Below are 20387 nucleotides of genomic sequence, written 5' to 3'. Positions count from 1 at the left end.
CTTACTAACCCCCACTTGTTTATTTAAATAATTCATTGAGAATTTTATCATTCCTTCTATTTTACCTAATTTGGAGTGGTTCGCCTAATATTTCAATTTTCCGCGTGAATTTCGAATATCTCCGAGAAAAAATCAGTTTTTACGAGCGGCAAGGCTACTCCCATCTTCATCAGTTCATCCCCATAAAAGATCTTTTCCCCGTTGTTAAGCCGATATTTCTGTTTCGGATGTAATCCCCGTAACAGAAGGCGACGGAAGGGTGGATTTGGGACTGCTAGTGTTTGATAGTAAAAAACAACCGCATGCTGCTGATTGTCCGCGACGTACATCCAGGCTGTTTCCAGTCCCTCGAAGGGGCTGAGAAGCCTATACAAATCACCAAAGCTAATAAGACCCTGGATTTTACGATAGCGCTGGATTCCCTTTTGTACCGTCAGTTTTTCTTCCGTACTCAGCTTGTCGATATTTAATTCAAAACCTAAGTTGGCAGCCATGGCCACAGACAATCTCATTTGAATGGGTGTTATTCGTCCAACTTGGTGGTTCGGTACATCTGAGACGTGGGCGCCCATGGTGATGGCAGGATAAACGATGCTAGTCCCATATTGAATTTTCAGCCTTTCGACTGCGTCTGTGTTATCACTTGTCCATGTTTGCGGCATGTAATACAGCATGCCCGGGTCGAAACGGCCGCCCCCGCCCGAGCAGCTTTCGAATAAAATATGCGGAAAGCGTTCGGTTAATTTTTCTAATAATTGATACAAGCCGAGCATGTAACGATGAGCAGTTTCCTTTTGCCGTTCAGGCGGCAGGGCAGCGGATCCAATCTCGGTCATATTTCGGTTCATGTCCCATTTTACGTAGGAAATCGGGGCACTCAGGAACAGGTTTGTGAGTGTTTCTAGCAGATAGTCACAAACGTCCTTACGGGATAAATCGAGAATGAGCTGGTTCCGCGACAGCGTCCGGTTCCGCCCCTTTACATGCAGACACCAATCGGGATGCTTCCGGAACAAATCGCTGTCAGGCGAGACCATTTCCGGCTCGACCCACAGCCCAAATTTCATCCCTTTCGTTTGCACGTAGTCCCCCAAGCCCTTTAACCCGTGTGGCAGTTTCTTCTGGTAGACAGTCCAGTCCCCTAGCGAGCTTTTGTCATTGTCACGTCGGCCAAACCAGCCGTCATCAAGTACAAATAGCTCGATTTTAAGCTCTGCCGCCGCATCCGTCAGTTCCTTTAATTTTCGTTCAGAAAAATCAAAACGGGTGGCTTCCCAGTTATTGATGAGGACTGGGCGTAATTTATCGCGATAGGTTCCACGGCACACCCTGGCTCGCAATAGTTTGTGAAAGGTTCGCGACATTCCGCCAAGACCTGCCGATGAATAAACCATGATGGCCTCCGGGGTTTGAAATGTTCCCCCAGGCTTTAATAGCCAATTGAAATCAAACGGATTGATGCCAATCGAGAGCCTCGTTGTTTCGTAAGGAGCGACTTCAATAGACGCTTCAAAATTACCGCTATACACGAGACTAACCCCATAGACCTCTCCATTCTCTTCGCCCGCATCCTTTGAAAGCAACGCGAGAAAAGGGTTATGCTGGTGGCTGCTGGCGCCCCTTGAGGAGGAAATCGATTGAACTCCATGATGGAGCGGCTCCCGTTCGAGATAGCGCTCCCTTGCCCATGTTCCGTGAAGATGGAGCCAGTCCCAATCAGAATGGTGAAAGTCCAAGGACATGCTCATACATTTGTGTATTTCCACCGCCTGGGTTCCTAGGTGCTCGAAGGAAGCCGATCTGGTAATCACATCAAAGTCCCTGTAAATAGTGTAAAAGAGGTTAAGCCCTATCCCCAGCTTAGAATCAACCATCGTAATGACCAAGGTTTCCGCTTCGGAATCATCCTCGACATAGGCAAAAGGCAGCCCTACTAGGGATGGCTTTCCTTTTAAGATTTCATGTGAATCATAAACAAACTCGGTAATCGTGGAACCGTCACTGGTGCGCAGCTGATAGGCCGGGCACCTAAAATCACCGTTGCCGTACGCCGGATACTCTTGGGGAAGAGTGTCCAGGGAAAATTGTTTTCTTGTTGGTTCCGTTGTTGGCGAAAAGGTCCTGCCTTTAAAGGAAAGGATCGAAGCAGGCTGCATTGTGTGAACCCGCTTACCCCAGTACAAATGGGCAGGATATTTTCTATGTACAATTTGAAGCAAATAACTTGTCCGTTCATTAAAAAGGTGAAATATCCCATCCTTTTCATTCCACTCGATTGGCACGACAATCCTCTCCCTTTATACGTTATCTTTATTCCATCCTATTTCCCATATTGGTCAAAAATCACTATGAATTTGGCAAAACGGTTAATGCCTCACTTTATTACAAAAAAGTGCCATGGAATACCAAGTTTTCCATACTCAAATTATTGTGTTTTTTCTGAAAAAGTCGTAGTCTCTATATATAAGAGATTTCGAGATGAGGTGCGAAGATGACACAAGAGATTACATTTATTCAACGAGAACAATTAAAGGCTAAGCCTGATCCCGCTTCGCTTGGATTTGGGAAGTATTTTACGGATTACATGTTTGTAATGGATTATCATACAGATAACGGCTGGCATAATGCCAGGATTGTACCTTATGGACCATTAACACTTGATCCATCATCCATGGTATTCCATTACGGACAAGCGATTTTTGAAGGAATGAAGGCCTATAAAACCCCAGATGGTGAGGTGCAGCTTTTCCGTCCGGATAAAAACATGAAGCGTCTGAACGACTCCTGCGACAGGCTTTGCATCCCGCAAGTTGATGGGGAGTTCTTATTAAAAGCGATTAAACAATTGGTTACAGTTGAAAAAGACTGGGTTCCGGAAGGCGCCGGACAATCGCTTTACATCCGCCCGTTCATTTATGCATCGGAGGCAGGTCTTGGGGTACATCCTGCCCATCAATATACATTGCTTGTTATCATGTCTCCGTCAGGTGCCTATTATGGGGATCAATTAAATCCTGTTAACATCTATGTTGAAGAGCATTATGTCCGCGCAGTTCTTGGCGGGGTTGGACACGTGAAGACTTCCGGCAATTACGCAGCAAGCCTGAAAGCCCAGGAAAAGGCCGAAGCGAACGGCTACGCGCAAATTCTTTGGTTAGATGCGAAGGAAAACAAATATGTTGAAGAAGTAGGCAGCATGAATATTTTCTTCAAAATTAATGGTGAAGTCGTTACACCTAAGCTAAATGGCAGTATTTTACCAGGGGTAACTCGTGATTCTGTTATTCAGATTTTAAAACATTGGGGAGAACCTGTCCGCGAGGAGAGAATCTCCATTGAAGAGGTTTTTGCGGCATATGAGCGCGGAGAACTGGAAGAGGTTTTCGGAGCTGGAACAGCAGCCGTTATCTCACCTGTTGGCGAATTAACATGGAACGGCAAAACGATCGTCATTAACGACCGCAAAATCGGGCAAACATCCCAACGCCTCTATGATGGCATCACAGGCATTCAATTAGGCAAGCTCGAGGATCCGTTCAACTGGACCGTTAAAGTGAGCGCTGTAGAAGTTTAACCAATAGAAAAGGTGCCTGCTCCCCGCCGCGATAACGCACGCAGGGGTCAGGCACCTTTTATTTTACTGACAACTCTTTTATTTTTTCTATCCAATCTTTGAAGCTGCCGAATTCATTGGCATCGAATCCAAAGTGTTCCTTTATGATTTGGATAGTTTCGCTTTCTTTTTCTTGAAAAACCCCATCTGAATAAATCAGTTGTAAGAGTTCTGCTAAAACGATATTTTTGGAGCGTTCAGTTTTGAAAGTTATCAGAATGTCTTCGATTGCGAGACCTTCTATTTGGTAATCCTTCAGCCCCATTTCCTTTTGAAACTTGCTAAGGACGGAACTTTCAAATATCGACAAATTCCCATCAATATTGGCAACCATCGCCGCAAGTTCAAGAAATGCCCTTTTCTCCTCAGGCTGAAGTTCTGCTAGAAACATTTATTACATACATCTCCTTGTAATCGTATATATTTATATACGTAACATGTCTATAAAAGTTTCATTTTAACCATATGCTTGTAAACTGTTTCGCACTTTTTATTTTTTCAAGGCTGTTTTTTCCAAAGCTCCATTGGACTTTCTTGTCCTTCTTCTAAAGGCATTTGGATAAATTGCAAGGACCTTTCGGATGGAGACTTTTTCAAATCCTCGTAAATGGATTTTGATTTTCCCAAACCCACTTCAGCGGCGTCCTCTACCGACGCACAATAATAGACTTTTTCAATTCCGGCAAAGTACATGGCTGTCAAGCACATCGCGCAAGGCTCACCGCTGGCGTAAACTACACACTCCGATAAATCATTCGTTTGAAATTGTTCCTGGGCGCGGCGAATGGCCAGCAACTCCGCATGGCCGCTGATATCAAACTTTTTGTGGAGCTCATTTACACCCTCTGAGACGATTGTATTATGTTTGACAAGCACCGCTCCAAACGGCTGCCCGCCTTCTGCCACATTTTGAAGTGCGAGCTCTACAGCCCGTTTCATGAATTTGTCCATTTCTTTCTTCCTTTCTTTTTTAGGATAAGGCTCCATATCCGGCAAGTACCTAGTTGTTTTTTCCTATAAAGCCACACATTCCCATTTCGTTATCATTTTGATATAATGATAGTATACCCTATATGCATCCAGAAAGATTTCCTCCAGATAAAGGGCTATCTTATAAAAATAAAAGGAGGTACCTCGATGTATCAGATCAAAGGGAAAGAAAAAATTTTCGTTTACACAGGTCCTGATGGTTCCGGACGAAAAACTATTGCGAAAAATGTCGCTACCGCATTTGACATGGAAACTGTTCTCTCTTACACCACTCGTTCCCCACGGCATTATGAAAAAGACGGCGAAGATTACCACTTTATAACTGAAGAAACCTTCAAAAACATGCAAGCCCAACAAGAATTTCTCGAAAGCGTCGAGATTGATGGAATCCATTATGGGATTCGTGAACAAGATGTTGTCGAGGCATTTAAGAATCATGATTTCGTTTATTTGACCTTAAATCCCGAAGGTGCTGAAAAGCTGAAAAAAATGTACAGAGATCATGTTGTACGAATTTTTGTGTACGCGGATCGTGATACGGTCATCGAAAGACATAAGAATCGTCAAGATAGTGAGGAAGTCATTGAACGGCATATGAGCCATTATAACGAAATAATGAGCTATAAAGGCAGCTGTGAACATGCATTCGAAAACTTCGATTCCCCGCAGGTCTCTTACCAAGTAAGCGAGCTAATCGAATCCTACCTGGACAGAAATCTCACCGTAACGGATTACTAAACTACTTAAAAGGGGCTTACCCAGAATTAACCTAGAAAATTGGTAAAATGAAAGGCGGACAGTTCACACGGGACTGTTCGCCTTTTGTGTTATTCCATCACACCGAGTAGCGGTTTCCTTTTACCATTTTAGTAGTTATAAACTCTTTATAACTACCGGAGCTCCCATTTTCTTTATTATTGGGTAGTTATGAACTCTTCATAACTACCCGAGCGATAATTTCCTTCTATGTTTGGGCGTTATGAGCATTTCATAATTACCGAAACCCTCATTTCCTTCATCCCCCGGGCTTTATGAACTCCTTCATAACTACCAGAGCCTCCATTTCCTTCAACAATGGGGCGTTATGAACTTTTCATAACTACCGATGCGATGATTTCCTTCGTCGTTCAGGCGTTATGAACCCCTCATAACTACCGAAATCCTAATTTCCTTCACCGCCCGGGCTTTATGAACACCTTCATAACTACCGAGTCACTGATTCCTCCACATGTTCAGGCGTTATAAGTCCTTCATAACTACCGAGTCACTCGGTCCTCCACTCGCTCAGGCGTTATGAACTCTTCATAACTACCGAGTCACTGATTCCTCCAACCGTTCAGGCGTTATGAACCCCTCATAACTACCGAAAACCTTATTTCCTTCACCGCCCGGGCTTTATGAACACCTTCATAACTACCGAGTCGCTGATTCCTCCACATGTTCAGGCGTTATGAACCCTTCATAACTACCGAGTCACTCGGTCCTCCACTCGCTCAGGCGTTATGAACCCTTCATAACTACCGAGTCACTGATTCCTCCAACCGTTCAGGCGTTATGAACTCTTCATAGTTTATATATCTTTTAAGATTACGAGTTGTAAACAGCCTTTTCAAAAAAATTCTTGAATTTTCCATATCGCACGCGTACTCTATTTAAAACAAGGGGGGATTATGGCGTGATTAGAAAGCTTACCGAACAAGACCATCAGCAGGTTCTTACATTTTTAAGTGAAGAACCGTCTATTAATCTATTTATCATCGGGGATATCGAGGCTTTCGGATATTCATCGGAGTTTCAGGAAATTTGGGCAGAGTTTGATGAACAGAGTACAATTAAAGCTGTTCTTCTAAGATTCCATCAATCTTTCATTCCTTACGCCAAGGGAGAATTTGATACTGCCGGCTTTGTCTCCATTATGAGACAGTACACGCAGCCTATTTTTCTATCAGGGAAGTCCGATATCGTGGAAAAATTCGAGGCCTTTGAGGAACTAACTCTTGGCAAAAAACAAGTCACATTTTTTGCAGAGTGCCTTTTTGACGATTGTCTTGGTGACAATGATGTAGAGGTTAAAAAGGCGACAATTGAGGACGTTGATCAAATCATTGAGCTTCGCAGCAGCATTGAGGAATTTCACATTAGAAGTGACGCCCGGAAGATGCTAATAAATGCGATGGAATCCAACACAGGAAGAACCTATTATACCGCCCGCCAAGGCCTAATGACCGCCTGTGTTTCCACGACAGCGGAAAATTCCATATCAGCGATGATTGTCGGAGTCTGCACGCGAAAGGAAAACCGCCGACAAGGTCTAGCAACTGCTATCATGGAAAAGTTATTTAAGGATGTTCTAGTAGAAGGTAAAACGCTTTGTCTCTTTTATGATAACCCGGAAGCAGGCCGTATTTATAAACGGCTTGGCTTTAAAGATATTGGGAAGTGGACCATGTACCGCTAAAATCCCCGTCAAAAAAAGGAAGGTCCCGAGTCACCTTCCTTTTTACCGTTAATACACTAGGTATAAGTCCCTCACTCACCATTACCTTAACAAGCCGGGGGCTGTCCCACTGCATAAAATCACCTGCATGCAAATAAGCTAATATAAGCATCTAAATAAAGGGGTTGGAAGCAATGGTCATATTCAACAAAATCGCCTTATTCTTTGTCATTTTATATTCCGTTTTCACCATCGTTAATACCTATTTAGGGGAAACCGAGCGAGCCCAATCCAATGTCATTTACTTTCTGATGAACGGATTTGCCTATATCGTTACCGCACTCGAAAAAGAAAAACACAATCAGGCTTCAGATGCATTCACGTATTAATGCAACTGGGGCCTTGCCCCCGGCGCGTTAAAGCGGACAAGTATACCTATTGAAAACTCCAATAACCATTTAGCTTTTCAAAGATCTGGGTTTGGTTTGTGTTTGATAGGTTTACTATGAATGGGGTCTCCCCTTTTTCCTTCAGCACTTCCGCGACAATCCCTTCCCCCATAGGACTGCAAAACAAAACCTCTGTTCCGGCCAGGGCTATTTTTCTGCACCGAGCATTTAATTCATGGTTTGTGAACTCCTCGTTCACTTGGAGGTTAAGGAGTTTCCCCCAGATGGCCAAGGTATCGTCCAAATTATGAACCGCAAAACCAACACTCTCAAATCGGACACTCCCCGCCGGATGGCGGTCAATAAGATCTAACTGATCTAGTTCTGCCAACCGTTCGTCGTCGGATTTCTCCCATTGAATAAAGAAAGGAAGCCGCAATTCCGCCCCAGCATACTCTGGGAATAGCAGCGACCATTTAATGACCTCGCCGTCACCGCGGACACGCTCTCCCGGAATCGGCCCATAAACCGTGAATCCTTCCTCCTTGAGCTGTTCTGCCAATGCTTCAATCTCGTTTGTGCGGATTGCAATCCTGGCTGGGCCTTCCCCATTCTCCTTCGGAAGCTGTTCCACAATGTGCCTAATCAAACGGTTAGCTTCATGCGTCTCAGCTTTTTGCCAATCCTCAATTCCTAAAAACTCTAAGTAACTTAATCCAAAATAACTTAAGGTGTTATACGTCCCCCAAGACTCATGCCGTCCGCCGGGTACCAATTTTAACCCTATTTGTTCAAGAGGCTCGATGGCCTCCCCCGGGTTTTTGAAGAACCAAACTAAATGGTCGAAAGAAAATTGCATATGAATTCCCCCTGTTATGTAAAAATCATTTCAAGTATAAAAAACTATTGCATTGGATTCATATAATCATTTACCAATATTTGTACCTCTTCACCTTCGGAAATGCCCCCCGGTCTCTCCACTGCACAAACGATACCCCGCCGCTTATACCCGGCACGGACAAAACGTGCGGCTAGCTTAGAATACTCCGGAAAATGCTTTTGAATCTCCTCACCAGGGAAGATGCACGGCTGGTTTTCCCCCATGCAGATCAACCCAGCCCCGCTTGGGAACAATATCCGCGAGCCCAGCGTTAATTTGGTCAACTCCGGAAAGCCTTGTACCAATAGGTTCGCTCCAAGCCATTCCGGCAGAACATGGGGTACCCCTAACTCTTCCGCAATCTCGGCACAGTCTTCCTCTGAAACGACGGTAATCTGCCGGCGGTTCAGAATTTCTGTCCCCTTTGGATACATAGGCTGCCTAGAGTCAGCCGCGAACGTTACTCCGAAATGACGATCACCTCTTATTCCGCCAAATTCAAGTTGTACCTCCGGAATCCTTCTGGTCACAAACGTACCCGCCCGGTCCGCTATTAATATGGCCATGATGTTTGCTTTTGCTTTTTTCATATCAAAGTCCCCCCGTAAAAATCCACTAATTCTACTTTACCTCAGGCTGACACCAAATCCAATTTTTACAAATCGGCCACGTTCACAAAATTTTCAGATTCATTTTTTCATAGATAAGTTATAATACGGTTGTCACCCCTAGAACATCTTCTCTAGCCCCTTTCAAAAAAATCCACTTAGAAAGCTGGTTGATTCTTTCTATGAAAAAACAATCTTTATGTCCGTGCGGCAGCGGCAAACCTCAGGAGAAATGCTGCGGTAATAAGCTGCAAATGAATGTATTTATACAGCCTTTCACTAATCCGGAGGAACGGGAGGAATTTTTAAAGAACATGACGATGGGCTCCCAATTTCACTTTCGGCAACGCGGCCACTTTTTCTATTATGGAAAAGACATTCTCTCCTACAAACGTGAACAGCCTGCCAACAAGCTCCGCAATGAATTTCTCGAGGTATTTTCAAGCTTTATGACCGATACGTTAGAAGATACCTGTCCTCCTTCATGGAAAGAATGCGATTCCTCATTCTGGGAAGAATTAATCTTCACTCATTTTCCTCATTGTATGAAAATTACGCCGCAAGAAAAAGAAACCGAAAAATTCCTGATGCAGTTACAAAATTTCGTCCGCTGGCTGGACAGAAGGGTTGGCACTTCTTGGTATGGTCTTGTGAACCAATATGTGAAAGAGGCCCGCTCCGACCTTAAAACCTGCGAACGCCTGTTGAATTACCTCTTTTTATGCGATTTCCCTCGGCTTCACCACAGTGACTTTAATCTCGAGTTGGCGATGCAAAAAGTCGAATATAAGTTTGACCAGTTTGCTGAACGGAAGGATAGTCTGTTTGAAGTGACCAGTAGAATTGAAGATACCATTGTGCTAACCGAATTCAACACCAACCGGACTTTTTACATCAAGGGAATCCCCCGCCACTTGATTAAACCGGGTCTCATAATGAACGGTTCCATCGGCCGCAAAAAGGGCGAAAAAGCATGGGAATGGTATCACACAGAGGGTATTTATCCGAACAGAGGGAGGAAGTATATGAGGCTGAATATCCCTGAACTAGAGCCTACTCACGTATAACACCTTAACGAAGTGATGCTTTTCATTCTTCATTTTCCTTATAAAAAGTATTATACTCTTCCTAATAATAGGATTGATGGAGAGTGTCTGACACCTTGACTAATATCAGAGATTTAGCAAAAATGGCCGGCGTTTCCGTCACGACAGTATCTAGGGTGCTCAATAATCACCCATATGTCAAAGAGGAAAAGCGCAAGGCTGTCCTCGATGCCATTAAGAAAAGCAATTACCAGCCAAATATTAACGCGGTTCATTTAAGCATGGGAAAAACCTTCCTTGTCGGTGTGGTGGTCCCATACATTGACCACCCCTATTTCGCTTCGTTAATGAAAGGAATCTCCCATGAAGCATTAGCACACAATTATAATCTCGTTCTTTTCCAAACCAACTATAAGGAAGAAAGAGAATTAGACGCCTTGCAAATGCTAAAGCAAAAACAAATTGATGCGTTAATCATTTGTTCGAGAGCAAGCAGCTGGCCGTTAATTGAGGAGTTTCTTCCTTATGGGCCGATTGTACTGTGTGAGGACACCAGGGGCAAAAAGACGTCTTCCACCTTTGTGGATCACTATCAAACCTTTATCTATGCGCTGGAATATTTAATTCAAAAAGGGCATCGAAAAGTTGGTTATTCTATCGGACGCAAAACGGGTACAAACAGTAAGTTTAGAGAAATGGCCTATAAGGATTTTCTGCAAAAAAATCATTTGCTATTTGACCCTGAATACGTTTTCGATAATTGTCTTTATTTTGAGGATGGAGAACGAGTCGTGGAAAAGATTATAGAAATTCCGGACGCTCCGACTGCTTTGCTGGTGACAAATGATGATGTCGCTGCCGGAATCGTCACCTGCGCAAGAAATCGGCAAATCTCCATTCCTAGTGACCTAGCGCTGATTGGCTTTAATAACCAGCCGATCGCTCAAGTCATGGACATCACGACGATTGAAATCCCGCTTGTAGAAATTGGCAGGAAGCTGTTCCTTCAAGGAATAGCGGAAGAAAAGGAAATTTCTTATCAGGAGATACCTGTTAGATTAATTAAACGGGGTACTGTCTAATCCCAAGACTTTCAGTCGGGTGAAATGTCTGTACCCGGGCTTTTTTTCAAAAATTGCTATAAGCCCCTTGACCTGAAACGCGTTTCATAATCTATCCTAAATTTTGTAATACTGCAGCACCTAGCTGGCGTGATCGGATTCTCGAGCGTTACGGTAGGTGCTGCAGGCAGCTTAGCTGGAAGCAAGCTCCTCTCTTGTTATTGTCATTTTCTGTGTTATAATATTCCCCGGCATAAGTTGATTCATAGAATTCTAACTTGATGCGGGCGGGAGAGGGACACACTAGAAAGTGTGATAAGAAAATGAAGGGAGTTTTTAAACTTAGCGAGCACGGAACAAGCTTGAAGAAGGAGGTTATTGCGGGGGTTACGGCGTTCTTTTCCATTGTCTATATTATCGCTGTCAATGGAAGTATCCTGCAGGATGCAGGCATACCACTCGAAGCCGGAATTATCGCAACCGTACTATCTTCACTGATTGGCTGCTTGCTTGTGGCTTTTATCGCCAACACACCGTTAATCATTGTTCCAGGAATGGGGATTAATGCCCTATTCACCTACACAATTGTTGGTACGATGGGGCTGGACTACACAGAGGCACTGGCAGCCGTTGTCGTGTCAGGCATTCTCTTTGTGATTGTGGCTTTCACGAAATTATCGAGCATCATCTCAAGAGCGATTCCGTCATCTTTAAAGGAATCCATTTCAGTCGGAATTGGCTTATTTATTGCTTTTATCGGCCTGCAAAAAAGCGGCATCATTGTCGAAAATCCGACGAACTTCGTGGCGCTTGGCAATTTGGCGTCCCCGATTGTAATGGCGTCGATTATTAATCTGATTATCACGTTATTTTTATTTTTAAAGAAAGTACCTGGGAATTTCCTGATCAGCATTATTTTAGGAACGTTCGTGTCCTATCTTTTCGGATTGGTAGACTTTTCGAAAACCCACACCAGTTTTATTTCCTTTGCGGACTATAAAAACGTCTTCCTAAGTGCTGACTTTGGAAAAATAACCACGATTCCGTTCTGGACAGCGGCTTTTTCACTGGTTTTGGTGCTTGTTTTTGAAAATATCGGCCTGCTTCATTCCCAAGTAGACGGGATGCTGCAAGCGCCTGAGAAAAACGGAAAATCCTTAAAGGCCATTTCGATTTCCACGATCGTATGCGGATTATTCGGCACAAGTCCATCTGTATCAACAGTCGAAACGGCAGCAGGCATTTCCGCAGGCGGAAGAACAGGTTTAACCTCGATTATCACGGGGCTGCTTTTCCTGGCAGCACTTTTCATCATGCCGTTCATCAAACTGGTTCCGGCAACAGCCATCGCACCCATCCTGATTATTATCGGCGGTTTAATGCTGACCAATATCTTGAATATTGATTTCACTGATTTTACAGAAGCCTTTCCGGCTTTTCTCGTGATCATCATGATTCCGTTAACCTACAGCATTGTTGATGGAATTGCCTTCGGATTTATCGCCTATCCGCTGGTAAAGCTGTTTACCAATAAGAGACAGCAACTTTCTTTATCAATATATATTGTTTCAATCCTGTTCCTGACTAATTTCTTGCTTCATGCAATTGGATAGTCTGAAGGAACATTTTAGATATTAAAAGCAGAATGACAGCTATCGTCATTCTGCTTTTTTTTTCTTTGATTCTAACTCCCAAAATACAAATACCCCTCTTTTACTCTACGCTAGAAGTACTTGGGGCAGCATTCGGAATAGCAGACTGATAATTCACAGAGGAACGCTGTACTATTTGATGTTGAATAGATGGCCCTCCAGCAACAGATGCCTGGAAGTGGAAAACATTGGTATGGGCCAATTGGCTTTGAACCGCAAGACCAGAAGATTCGTTAGTTTGATTATTATCAACACTCGCTTCTGTTGACTGGCCCTGATCACTAACATTTGTGTTAGCTGACTGTTCTTGGCTCATTGCACTTGATCCGTTTGAAACCTGAGTTTGAACTCCTGTTGCGCTTCCAGACTGGCTCTCACCAGCAGCTGTTTGCAATTGTAATTTTTGTATTTTAATTGTTTGTAATTGATATTTACCGCCAGATTGATTTTGGCTTACGGATGAATCATTATCTTGAGCGAACGCGCTCCCTGCTCCAATCGTTAATAAAGCAACAGCTGCAATGGTTCCTACACTTTTCTTAAACATAACTTGTCCCCTTCCATCCTACGGATTAACATGAATAAGTATTAAAGAAAGCCCCATCCAGCGTAATACCAGATGGAGCTGAACCCAAATTAATGCTATAAATTAATTGGAAGATTGTGATTGTACAACTGTTGAGCCGGAAGATTGTGTTTGTGTAATGCCAGCACCAAATGCAGATGCCATTTGGGTGGATAGACCACCTGAAGTTTGTCTTTGAGTACCGCTGCCAGTTGCATCTTGCTGCTGAACAGTTTCATTTGATGCAGCTTGGGATTGATCGTTACCTGCTCCAACCGCAGAAGCTGTTTGTGCTGTTCCAGTTGCAGAACCTTGGGACTGGTCAACATTACCTGCTGCTGCCTGACCTTGTGTTGTAGTATTTTCGCTAGCCTGTGACTGCTCGTTGCAATCTCCAGCAGCCTGTGCTCCTTGGGCTGTTGTGTTGGATGAGCCTTGAGCTTGCTCAGCACCAGCAGCTCCAACTTGAGATTGTTCTGTGGAATTTGCTGATTCTTGAGCTTGAGCGTTTCCATCACCATCAGCAGCAGCAACTTGAGTTGTGTCAGTTGCTGCGCCTTGAGACTGTTCAGCACCAAGCGCGCCGCTTTGGCCTTGGGAAGTTTCATTAACAGCTACTTGCCCTTGTTCATTAAACGCACCGGATGCATCTGCGCCTTGTGCAGTTTCATTGACCGCACCTTGCTCTTGTGCAGCACCAAATGCACCTTCCTGATCTTGAGCAGTTTCATTGTAAGTGCCTTGGTATTGTCCATTACCAAGTCCTTCAGCATAAGCAGATTGCCCAGTAGCATTTGCTGAACCTTGTTCCTGAACTACACCGATACCAACGGCAGATTGGTCTTGATCAGTTACACCAATAACCTCTTGACCTTGCCCGTTGCCAACTCCAACAGAAACTGCACCCTGGCCGGATTCATTTGCCGAACCTTGAGACTGACCAATTAGTGCACCTACAGCAGATTGACCTTGTGTTGTTTCAGTGGCAGCACCTTGACCTTGATAGTTGCCTACTCCGTAAGTTTCAGAGACTTGGTTTGAGTCGTTAGAAGCACCTTGTTCCTGGCCAATTAGGACGCCAAGTGCTCCTTGACCTTGCTCGACCCCATTATAAGCTCCCTGTTCTTGTTCATTCCATTTTCCTTCAGCATACTGGTCTTGGGTAGAATTGTTGCCAGCACCTTGAGCCTGACCAATTAATAACCCGCCCGCCAATTGGCCTTGAGCAGTTTCATTTGTGAAATCCTGATCCTGAGAATTATGTTTACCCAGCGACTCTTGGCCTTGGTAGGCGTCATTGGATGATCCTTGAACTTGACCAATCAATATTCCCAATGCGCCTTGACCCTGAGCACTGCTATTTGATCCGGTTTGATTTTGGCTATTATGTTTTCCGATAGTTCCTTGGTACTGAGTCGTGTCATTGCTTGAACCTTGACCCTGACCAATTAATACACCCAAAGCCCCTTGACCTTGCAGAACAGTATCAGTTGAGCTTTGATTTTGATCTGTCTTTTTAGCGAAGGCAGCAAGCTGAATTTGTGATGATTCATTTGAAGAACCTTGGCCTTGACCAATCAAAACGCCAAGTGCTGCTTGCCCTTGAGCTGTAAATTTATCAGCTGCTTGGCTTTGAGATACTTTCTTTGAAAAAGCGGTGCCTTGGATTTGTGTTGCAGCATCACCAGCACCTTGATTTTGAGAAACAAGGAGACCTCCTCCCATTTTGCCCTGCACTCTGGTAGAAATCTCTGATTGGTCTTGGTTTACACCATGTGCAGCAAATGCAGAGGTAGAACCTAGCAAAGTTCCTGCAACTACTCCTACTCCTAAGATACGTTTCCAGTTAAGTACGTTTTTGACTTTCTTATAATTTTCCAAATTTCCATACCTCCACAAAAAAATTGGGAATTGTTAATTCCTGAGATAAGTATACGATGACTGGAATTAATTAGAAAAACGCCAAATTTGGCGAATATTTCTCAATAACGAACAATTTATGTTCTTTATTAAGCCAAAACTCCGTTTTCCTTAGTTTTTTGAATTTTTTCAATTTACCTTATTAAAGTAAAAAAGCCCTCACTCATTTGGGGCTTTTTAAGGAAATTATTAATGTATTGATTATTGGTATCCTGCACCTGAATTCAAAAGCCGATTGGGCTTAGAGGTCTTCTTTTGTTCTTTAGGCAGCAGTTTGTTTATTATTCCAAATATACTTAATAACAGAAATAAAAATGTCAGTCCAAACCAAGCATAAGTTAAAGTTTTACGTGTTTTTTCTACTTGATCAGGATTCTTCTCATTTGAGGCAGGCTTTTCGCTCCCATAATAGCTAATCTTCCCGTCAACCCCATAAATAACAAGCCAGCTTTGGTCTGCCCAATTGTCTTTTTTGTGCTGCAGAACAATATCTGTATCCTGATCTTTCTGGGTTTGTTTCGGTCCATCCGACCACCGCTGGGACCATGCAAAAAATAAAGCAATGGTTATGGTCATGCAGACAGCAATAAAAAAATTATTTTTCATTATGATTACCCCTTGAAAATAGATTCATTTTTTCATAAAACAAAACCCATATAGAATGTTTCTATATAGGTTTTGGTCTTTCAATCTGTTTAACTATTGATTAACTCTTCTACGCACTATTAACAGCAAACCTCCGGCTAATACTAATACCCCGCCATAAAGAAGGATATTAAAGTTGTTTGTAGCAGTCACCGGCAGTGAATATCCTTTTGCGGCTGGAGCAGCGGCCGTAGTTTTGATTACAGCAGGCTGTGAACTCACAGTTTGTACGTTATTAAGAACCGTTGTCTGCTGGCTGTTTCCATCTGTAGATGGTGTGACTGGTGCAGTACCTTCATTCCCGTTTTGCGGCGGTGTCCCCGGATTTTCATTTTCACTTGCCGGAGGAGTTACAGGAGTACCTCCATTATTACCATCTACAGGTGGGTTCTCTTCTCCCCCTGGTGGCTGGGTTCCTGGGTTTTCACTTCCGTCTGCAGGCGGTGCCTCTGGTTGCCCGCCATTGTCAGGATTTGGTTTCTCCTCAACTTGATTATTGATGATACTGGAGAAGAACGTAAGCCCTAGAAAACTGCTCATTGTTGTTTCGAAACGCTGCAGTTCCTTACTAAATGAAACCATTGCCGAATTTTCAACCACAAGGGTTCCCCAATCAAACGTCTTTTCATACTTATGATTGGTTGGCTCTTCTTTCATTCCATCTACATCGTACATATGAGAATAAGAATCAACCAGCTTTCCGTTTACAATAATTTCTTGAAAGACTTTTACTATACTGCTTACTGAATCTTTTACAATTTCAATATAATTCTTTGTTGTTACATCTACACCTGTTTCAACAACCATTTGTTTTACTGTATCGAAGATTGAACTCTTTACTTCTGCCGTTTGGGTTTGTTCTACTTTTGCAGAGCCAATGGTACTTAAATATTGTTGTTGTTGTGCCTCTATTGTCGTTTTCTGTTTCTGCTCGTCCACCTTTGAATCAAGCTGTTGTCTTTGGTCGACCGTTAATTCCGTTAACTGCGCCTGTTCAAATTCAGCTTGCTCATCTGCACTGATGGACTGTGATTGGCTCGTTGACGCATTGGTGCCTTGATTTTGTGTTCGGGTATCCCCCATTTCTAAGGTGACTTCCTGAATCTGTCCGGATGTAACATCCATCGCCTGCTTTTGTTCAGCTTCTGTTTTTTCAGATGATTCACCGGTTTGCAGCTGTCCTGCCTCTAGTTTCGTTGTCTGGCTTTGGTCCGCTTCTCCTTGGACATCACTTTCAATTTTGCCTTCACAGAAGGCAGAGGCGTTAACCGTCTGTTCTTGGCAGACTGTGCCATTGGCCATTTGATCTTGGACAACATTTACAGCACCGGTTACATCCTGGTTTTGGGTGCCTGTTCTATCAGTTGACTGGTTCTGGTTAACCTTTTTATCATCTGAAACAGCTTCCTTTTCTGTGTTTACCCTATCTTGACTGCCTTCAACAGAACTTGATGGCTCTTCAGGCAACGCAGCTTCATCCGCAGCACTTGCATCCTCTTTTGTATCTGATAAATCCAAGTTCGGTATGTTAACTGTTTCATTTAATCCATCAGCCGCATTTCCATTATCTTGTACAATTGCTTCTGGAATTGATAACACGGTTTCAGCCGCCTGCACGTTGATGATATTCAATCCCATTGTCGAACTATAAAGTAATAAGCAGGCAAGAATTATTTTTTTAAACATCCTTTTCCCCCCTTCATCCATTTATTTCTTTTGATATGTTCATTATAGTGAACAATTCATTCTGTGAAAAAGTTCGTTTTCAGCCATTTTTCTTAATACAGAACAGTTTTTGTCCATTTTAATGCATTTTTCTCCTATTTTCTTACTTTTTCATTATTTTGAACAATATGTTTAATATAGTGAACGAATCTTCCAAAAAAAGAGACTGTCGAATCAATTCGACAGTCTCTTAAATAATTTATGCTTCCACTACATTAGGCTGTTGGTAAACTTCGCTTTCGAATTCGCCGGTTGCCTTACTTGTTAATACTCCCGCAGTCATTGCACCACTGACGTTAAGGGCTGTACGACCCATGTCAATTAAAGGCTCAACGGAGATTAAGAGACCAACAATCGCAACTGGCAGGTTCAAGACTGATAGAACGATTAAAGCTGCGAAAGTTGCCCCGCCGCCTACACCGGCTACACCGAATGAACTGATTGCAACCACAATAATCAGAGTGATGATGAAAGAAATGCTTGTTGGGTCAATACCTGCAGACGGAGCTACCATGACTGCGAGCATCGCCGGATAAATTCCTGCACAGCCGTTTTGTCCGATGGATAGTCCGAAAGAACCGGCAAAGTTGGCAATCCCTTCAGACACGCCAAAGTCTTTCGTTTGTGTCTTAATGGTCATTGGCAATGTTCCTGCACTTGAACGTGACGAAAAGGCAAACGTTAATGTAGGCATCCCTTTTTTCACATAGTTTACAGGGTTTAATTTTGCAAATGTTAAAAGTAATAAATGTACAATAAACATCAAGATAAGTGCTACGTAAGATGCGACGACAAACTTTCCTAATTTTACAATGGCGTCGTAATCACTAGTCGCTGCCACCTTTGTAATGATGGCCAAAATACCGTATGGCGTTAATCTAAGAATGAGTGTTACCACCCTCATGGTGATGGAATATAACGTATCGATTATTTTTGCAAAAAACTCAGCCCTCTCTGGTTCCTTGCGTTTTATCCCAAGATATGCAACACCGATGAAAGCTGCAAAAATAACAACCGCGATTGTTGATGTTGGGCGGGCGCCTGTTAAATCTAGAAACGGATTACTTGGGATGAGTTCAACGATTTGCTGTGGCAGTGTCATACTTTCAACGCCAACCACTTTTTCTTTCAATAGCTCATTGCGGGCATTTTCAGCATCCCCCGCCGTTAACTTTATTCCATCAAGCCCGAATCCGAGTGCAGATCCGATACCGATGGCTGCAGAAACCGCAGTGGTCCCAAGAAGGATGGCAATGACAAGAAAACTAATTTTGCCAATATTTTTAGTAAGCTTTAACTTTGTAAAAGCCCCTACAATCGATACGAACACTAATGGCATAACAACCATTTGCAGCAGTTTGACATAACCACCGCCGACAATATTAAACCAGTTAATCGACTGTGTTGTTACTTCATGTGTTCCACCGTAAATAAGATGAATGATAAATCCAAATACAAGACCTAAACCAAGTCCGGTAAACACACGTTTTGAAAAAGAAACATGCTTTTTTTGCATCATGAACAAGCCGAACATCAGCAAGAGAAGAACGACAACGTTCACGATAATTAATATGTTATTCATTTCATAACCCCCTGTTTTTATACTTTCAAAGTTTAATATATTTAATCCTATGAGTCAAGTCGGAATTACTAACGCTTTAAAGCACTTAAGTTTTTGCTTTAATAATTCTATAAATAAGGGGCACCCTCCTTATTAACGAAGGGCGCCCCCACAATGTATTTTATTATATTAATATAATTTAATTGTTTTCAAGCGGACACACCTATAGATCATACTGATAACAAGCGACGCCCTCCACCTGCTCAAACCCTTCCTGAAGGTAAAGGGCTTTTGCCCGCTCATTCTCCCCATTAACTGAAAGAATCGTTCTTTGGTACGCTTTTTCTTTGGCAAACTGAAGGGCTGCCCTTAGTAAAAGTCTGCCTAAGCCTTTGCCCTGATATTCCGGCAGGATGGCAAGTGGGCCGATATTCATAATCGGCGCCCCTTCATATTCATCTTTAGCCCCGCGTACAACGCCGACCGGAATGTCCTTATCAAAGAGGATTTTCATTCCGCCGTCAATGTAATCCGCACTTTTAACCAACTTCACGAGCATGTCAGGAGTAACGGGCGTTTCATTTCCCTTCAGGTTCGCAAACCCGGCATTTCGGACCTCACACCAGATTTCTTCATCTTTTCCGGGTAGAAAATCTCTAATCTTGTAACCTTTAGGCAAGCTAAGTGCGGGTACATCCATGTCCTCTCTAACAAGCAGGAAAGCGTATCTATCAATGGAAAATTCCAACTCCTCCACCACTTTAGACAATGACTCGTTAACCAATGGGACAAAAATAAATAGTTTTTCAATATCGGCAGTATGTTTGCGTAATGCCTTCATGAGCATGTTGTAGACTTCAACATCTTTTATTTCCGAGTGAAAAATCCGAAACCGCGCCCGTTTCCCCCTTCGCTGATATTCATCGATAATTAGAGATGCTGCAGCGACAATCTCCCCCTGCTGGTTTGCCACAATGTAAGTGGGATTTTCATCATTTGGTTCAAACTTTGCTAAATCATCATCATATAAAAAAGAATCATCTAATTCTTTACGGTGTATTTTACAGTATTCAACAAAATCTTTTAGTCTTTCAGGTTTCAAGGACTCTAGTTTCATCCTTCCACGTCTCCTTCAAATAGCAATATTTGTTAATTAAAACTCTATCATAATATGAGGTTATTCTGAATGGCTGAAAAAAATTGTAACCCTCTTGAAGGACATTTCCTATCCAGCTCCAGCTAGCTTTGTCCTTCATCCCCCACCAAACTTCCCCACTATTCAAAAGTGATGCACA

The 20387-nt window shown here is 43.0% G+C and carries 18 protein-coding genes; 7 read left to right on the top strand and 11 right to left on the bottom strand.

What is annotated here, in order from left to right:
* Positions 1–92 precede the first annotated feature (92 nt).
* Entirely contained in the window at positions 93–2282 is a 2190-nt protein-coding gene (locus ACNQGS_RS22485) for an alpha-galactosidase (protein ID WP_491489281.1), read from the bottom strand.
* Between the two features lie 209 nt (positions 2283–2491).
* Between ACNQGS_RS22485 and ACNQGS_RS22480 the strand changes: the two genes are divergently transcribed.
* The gene (locus ACNQGS_RS22480) at positions 2492–3574 is read left to right on the top strand and encodes a branched-chain amino acid aminotransferase (RefSeq protein ID WP_423800576.1); all 1083 of its coding nucleotides are present in this window, start codon (positions 2492–2494) and stop codon (positions 3572–3574) included.
* 58 nt (positions 3575–3632) lie between these two features.
* Here the strand turns inward: ACNQGS_RS22480 and ACNQGS_RS22475 are convergent, their stop codons facing one another.
* Entirely contained in the window at positions 3633–4004 is a 372-nt protein-coding gene (locus tag ACNQGS_RS22475; protein ID WP_491489280.1) for a hypothetical protein, read from the bottom strand.
* A gap of 107 nt (positions 4005–4111) precedes the next feature.
* Entirely contained in the window at positions 4112–4564 is a 453-nt protein-coding gene (locus tag ACNQGS_RS22470; RefSeq protein ID WP_491489279.1) for a nucleoside deaminase, read from the bottom strand.
* Positions 4565–4750: 186 nt separating this feature from the next.
* Between ACNQGS_RS22470 and ACNQGS_RS22465 the strand changes: the two genes are divergently transcribed.
* The 3 genes from ACNQGS_RS22465 (at position 4751) to ACNQGS_RS22455 (ending at position 7429) form a co-directional block, all read left to right on the top strand.
* Positions 4751–5341: a guanylate kinase gene (locus tag ACNQGS_RS22465; RefSeq protein ID WP_491489278.1), complete on the top strand. Its 591-nt coding sequence runs from the start codon at positions 4751–4753 to the stop codon at positions 5339–5341.
* A gap of 937 nt (positions 5342–6278) precedes the next feature.
* Positions 6279–7061, top strand: coding sequence for a GNAT family N-acetyltransferase (locus tag ACNQGS_RS22460; protein ID WP_491489277.1), 783 nt, complete (start codon positions 6279–6281; stop codon positions 7059–7061).
* Positions 7062–7234: 173 nt separating this feature from the next.
* Positions 7235–7429 carry a hypothetical protein gene (locus ACNQGS_RS22455; RefSeq protein ID WP_491489276.1) on the top strand — a complete coding sequence of 65 codons (195 nt, stop codon included), beginning with the start codon at positions 7235–7237 and terminating at the stop codon, positions 7427–7429.
* 46 nt (positions 7430–7475) lie between these two features.
* Here ACNQGS_RS22455 and ACNQGS_RS22450 read toward each other — a convergent pair whose 3' ends face one another.
* Positions 7476–8288, bottom strand: coding sequence for a VOC family protein (locus tag ACNQGS_RS22450; protein ID WP_491489275.1), 813 nt, complete (start codon positions 8286–8288; stop codon positions 7476–7478).
* Between the two features lie 44 nt (positions 8289–8332).
* The gene (locus ACNQGS_RS22445) at positions 8333–8899 is read right to left on the bottom strand and encodes an MOSC domain-containing protein (protein WP_491489274.1); all 567 of its coding nucleotides are present in this window, start codon (positions 8897–8899) and stop codon (positions 8333–8335) included.
* 200 nt (positions 8900–9099) lie between these two features.
* On the opposite strand from ACNQGS_RS22445, the gene ACNQGS_RS22440 reads away from it, so the two are divergent.
* The 3 genes from ACNQGS_RS22440 (at position 9100) to ACNQGS_RS22430 (ending at position 12637) form a co-directional block, all read left to right on the top strand.
* Positions 9100–9984 (top strand): hypothetical protein, encoded by an 885-nt coding sequence (locus ACNQGS_RS22440; RefSeq protein WP_491489273.1) that lies wholly within the window; start codon positions 9100–9102, stop codon positions 9982–9984.
* 95 nt (positions 9985–10079) lie between these two features.
* Entirely contained in the window at positions 10080–11045 is a 966-nt protein-coding gene (locus tag ACNQGS_RS22435) for a LacI family DNA-binding transcriptional regulator (protein WP_491489272.1), read from the top strand.
* A 302-nt stretch (positions 11046–11347) separates the two neighbouring features.
* Positions 11348–12637 (top strand): NCS2 family permease, encoded by a 1290-nt coding sequence (locus ACNQGS_RS22430; protein ID WP_491489271.1) that lies wholly within the window; start codon positions 11348–11350, stop codon positions 12635–12637.
* Between the two features lie 100 nt (positions 12638–12737).
* Here the strand turns inward: ACNQGS_RS22430 and ACNQGS_RS22425 are convergent, their stop codons facing one another.
* The 6 genes from ACNQGS_RS22425 to ACNQGS_RS22400 all read right to left on the bottom strand — a co-directional run bounded on the left by ACNQGS_RS22425 (position 12738) and on the right by ACNQGS_RS22400 (position 20209).
* Positions 12738–13223, bottom strand: coding sequence for a hypothetical protein (locus tag ACNQGS_RS22425; protein WP_491489270.1), 486 nt, complete (start codon positions 13221–13223; stop codon positions 12738–12740).
* A 102-nt stretch (positions 13224–13325) separates the two neighbouring features.
* Positions 13326–15122: a hypothetical protein gene (locus tag ACNQGS_RS22420; protein WP_491489269.1), complete on the bottom strand. Its 1797-nt coding sequence runs from the start codon at positions 15120–15122 to the stop codon at positions 13326–13328.
* 240 nt (positions 15123–15362) lie between these two features.
* Positions 15363–15767 (bottom strand): hypothetical protein, encoded by a 405-nt coding sequence (locus ACNQGS_RS22415; RefSeq protein ID WP_491489268.1) that lies wholly within the window; start codon positions 15765–15767, stop codon positions 15363–15365.
* 93 nt (positions 15768–15860) lie between these two features.
* Positions 15861–17492, bottom strand: a complete 1632-nt coding sequence (locus ACNQGS_RS22410) for an LPXTG cell wall anchor domain-containing protein (protein WP_491489267.1) — start codon at positions 17490–17492, stop codon at positions 15861–15863.
* Positions 17493–17730: 238 nt separating this feature from the next.
* On the bottom strand, positions 17731–19113 hold the full coding sequence (locus ACNQGS_RS22405) for an L-cystine transporter (protein ID WP_491489266.1): 1383 nt from the start codon (positions 19111–19113) through the stop codon (positions 17731–17733).
* 202 nt (positions 19114–19315) lie between these two features.
* On the bottom strand, positions 19316–20209 hold the full coding sequence (locus ACNQGS_RS22400; protein WP_491489265.1) for a GNAT family N-acetyltransferase: 894 nt from the start codon (positions 20207–20209) through the stop codon (positions 19316–19318).
* Between the last annotated feature and the right edge of the window lie 178 nt (positions 20210–20387).

Source organism: Neobacillus sp. PVCKKU3, from assembly GCF_058323225.1.
This window is presented reverse-complemented; position numbering and strand designations above follow the sequence as displayed.

What these genes read in the sequence shown, in the direction of transcription:
- ACNQGS_RS22480 (WP_423800576.1), top strand. Translation starts at nt 2,492, where the DNA reads ATGACACAAGAGATTACATTTATTCAACGAGAACAATTAAAGGCTAAG.
- ACNQGS_RS22475 (WP_491489280.1), bottom strand. Translation starts at nt 4,004, where the DNA reads ATGTTTCTAGCAGAACTTCAGCCTGAGGAGAAAAGGGCATTTCTTGAA.
- ACNQGS_RS22470 (WP_491489279.1), bottom strand. Translation starts at nt 4,564, where the DNA reads ATGGACAAATTCATGAAACGGGCTGTAGAGCTCGCACTTCAAAATGTG.
- ACNQGS_RS22465 (WP_491489278.1), top strand. Translation starts at nt 4,751, where the DNA reads ATGTATCAGATCAAAGGGAAAGAAAAAATTTTCGTTTACACAGGTCCT.
- ACNQGS_RS22455 (WP_491489276.1), top strand. Translation starts at nt 7,235, where the DNA reads ATGGTCATATTCAACAAAATCGCCTTATTCTTTGTCATTTTATATTCC.
- ACNQGS_RS22450 (WP_491489275.1), bottom strand. Translation starts at nt 8,288, where the DNA reads ATGCAATTTTCTTTCGACCATTTAGTTTGGTTCTTCAAAAACCCGGGG.
- ACNQGS_RS22445 (WP_491489274.1), bottom strand. Translation starts at nt 8,899, where the DNA reads ATGAAAAAAGCAAAAGCAAACATCATGGCCATATTAATAGCGGACCGG.
- ACNQGS_RS22440 (WP_491489273.1), top strand. Translation starts at nt 9,100, where the DNA reads ATGAAAAAACAATCTTTATGTCCGTGCGGCAGCGGCAAACCTCAGGAG.
- ACNQGS_RS22430 (WP_491489271.1), top strand. Translation starts at nt 11,348, where the DNA reads ATGAAGGGAGTTTTTAAACTTAGCGAGCACGGAACAAGCTTGAAGAAG.
- ACNQGS_RS22425 (WP_491489270.1), bottom strand. Translation starts at nt 13,223, where the DNA reads ATGTTTAAGAAAAGTGTAGGAACCATTGCAGCTGTTGCTTTATTAACG.
- ACNQGS_RS22415 (WP_491489268.1), bottom strand. Translation starts at nt 15,767, where the DNA reads ATGAAAAATAATTTTTTTATTGCTGTCTGCATGACCATAACCATTGCT.
- ACNQGS_RS22410 (WP_491489267.1), bottom strand. Translation starts at nt 17,492, where the DNA reads ATGTTTAAAAAAATAATTCTTGCCTGCTTATTACTTTATAGTTCGACA.
- ACNQGS_RS22405 (WP_491489266.1), bottom strand. Translation starts at nt 19,113, where the DNA reads ATGAATAACATATTAATTATCGTGAACGTTGTCGTTCTTCTCTTGCTG.
- ACNQGS_RS22400 (WP_491489265.1), bottom strand. Translation starts at nt 20,209, where the DNA reads ATGAAACTAGAGTCCTTGAAACCTGAAAGACTAAAAGATTTTGTTGAA.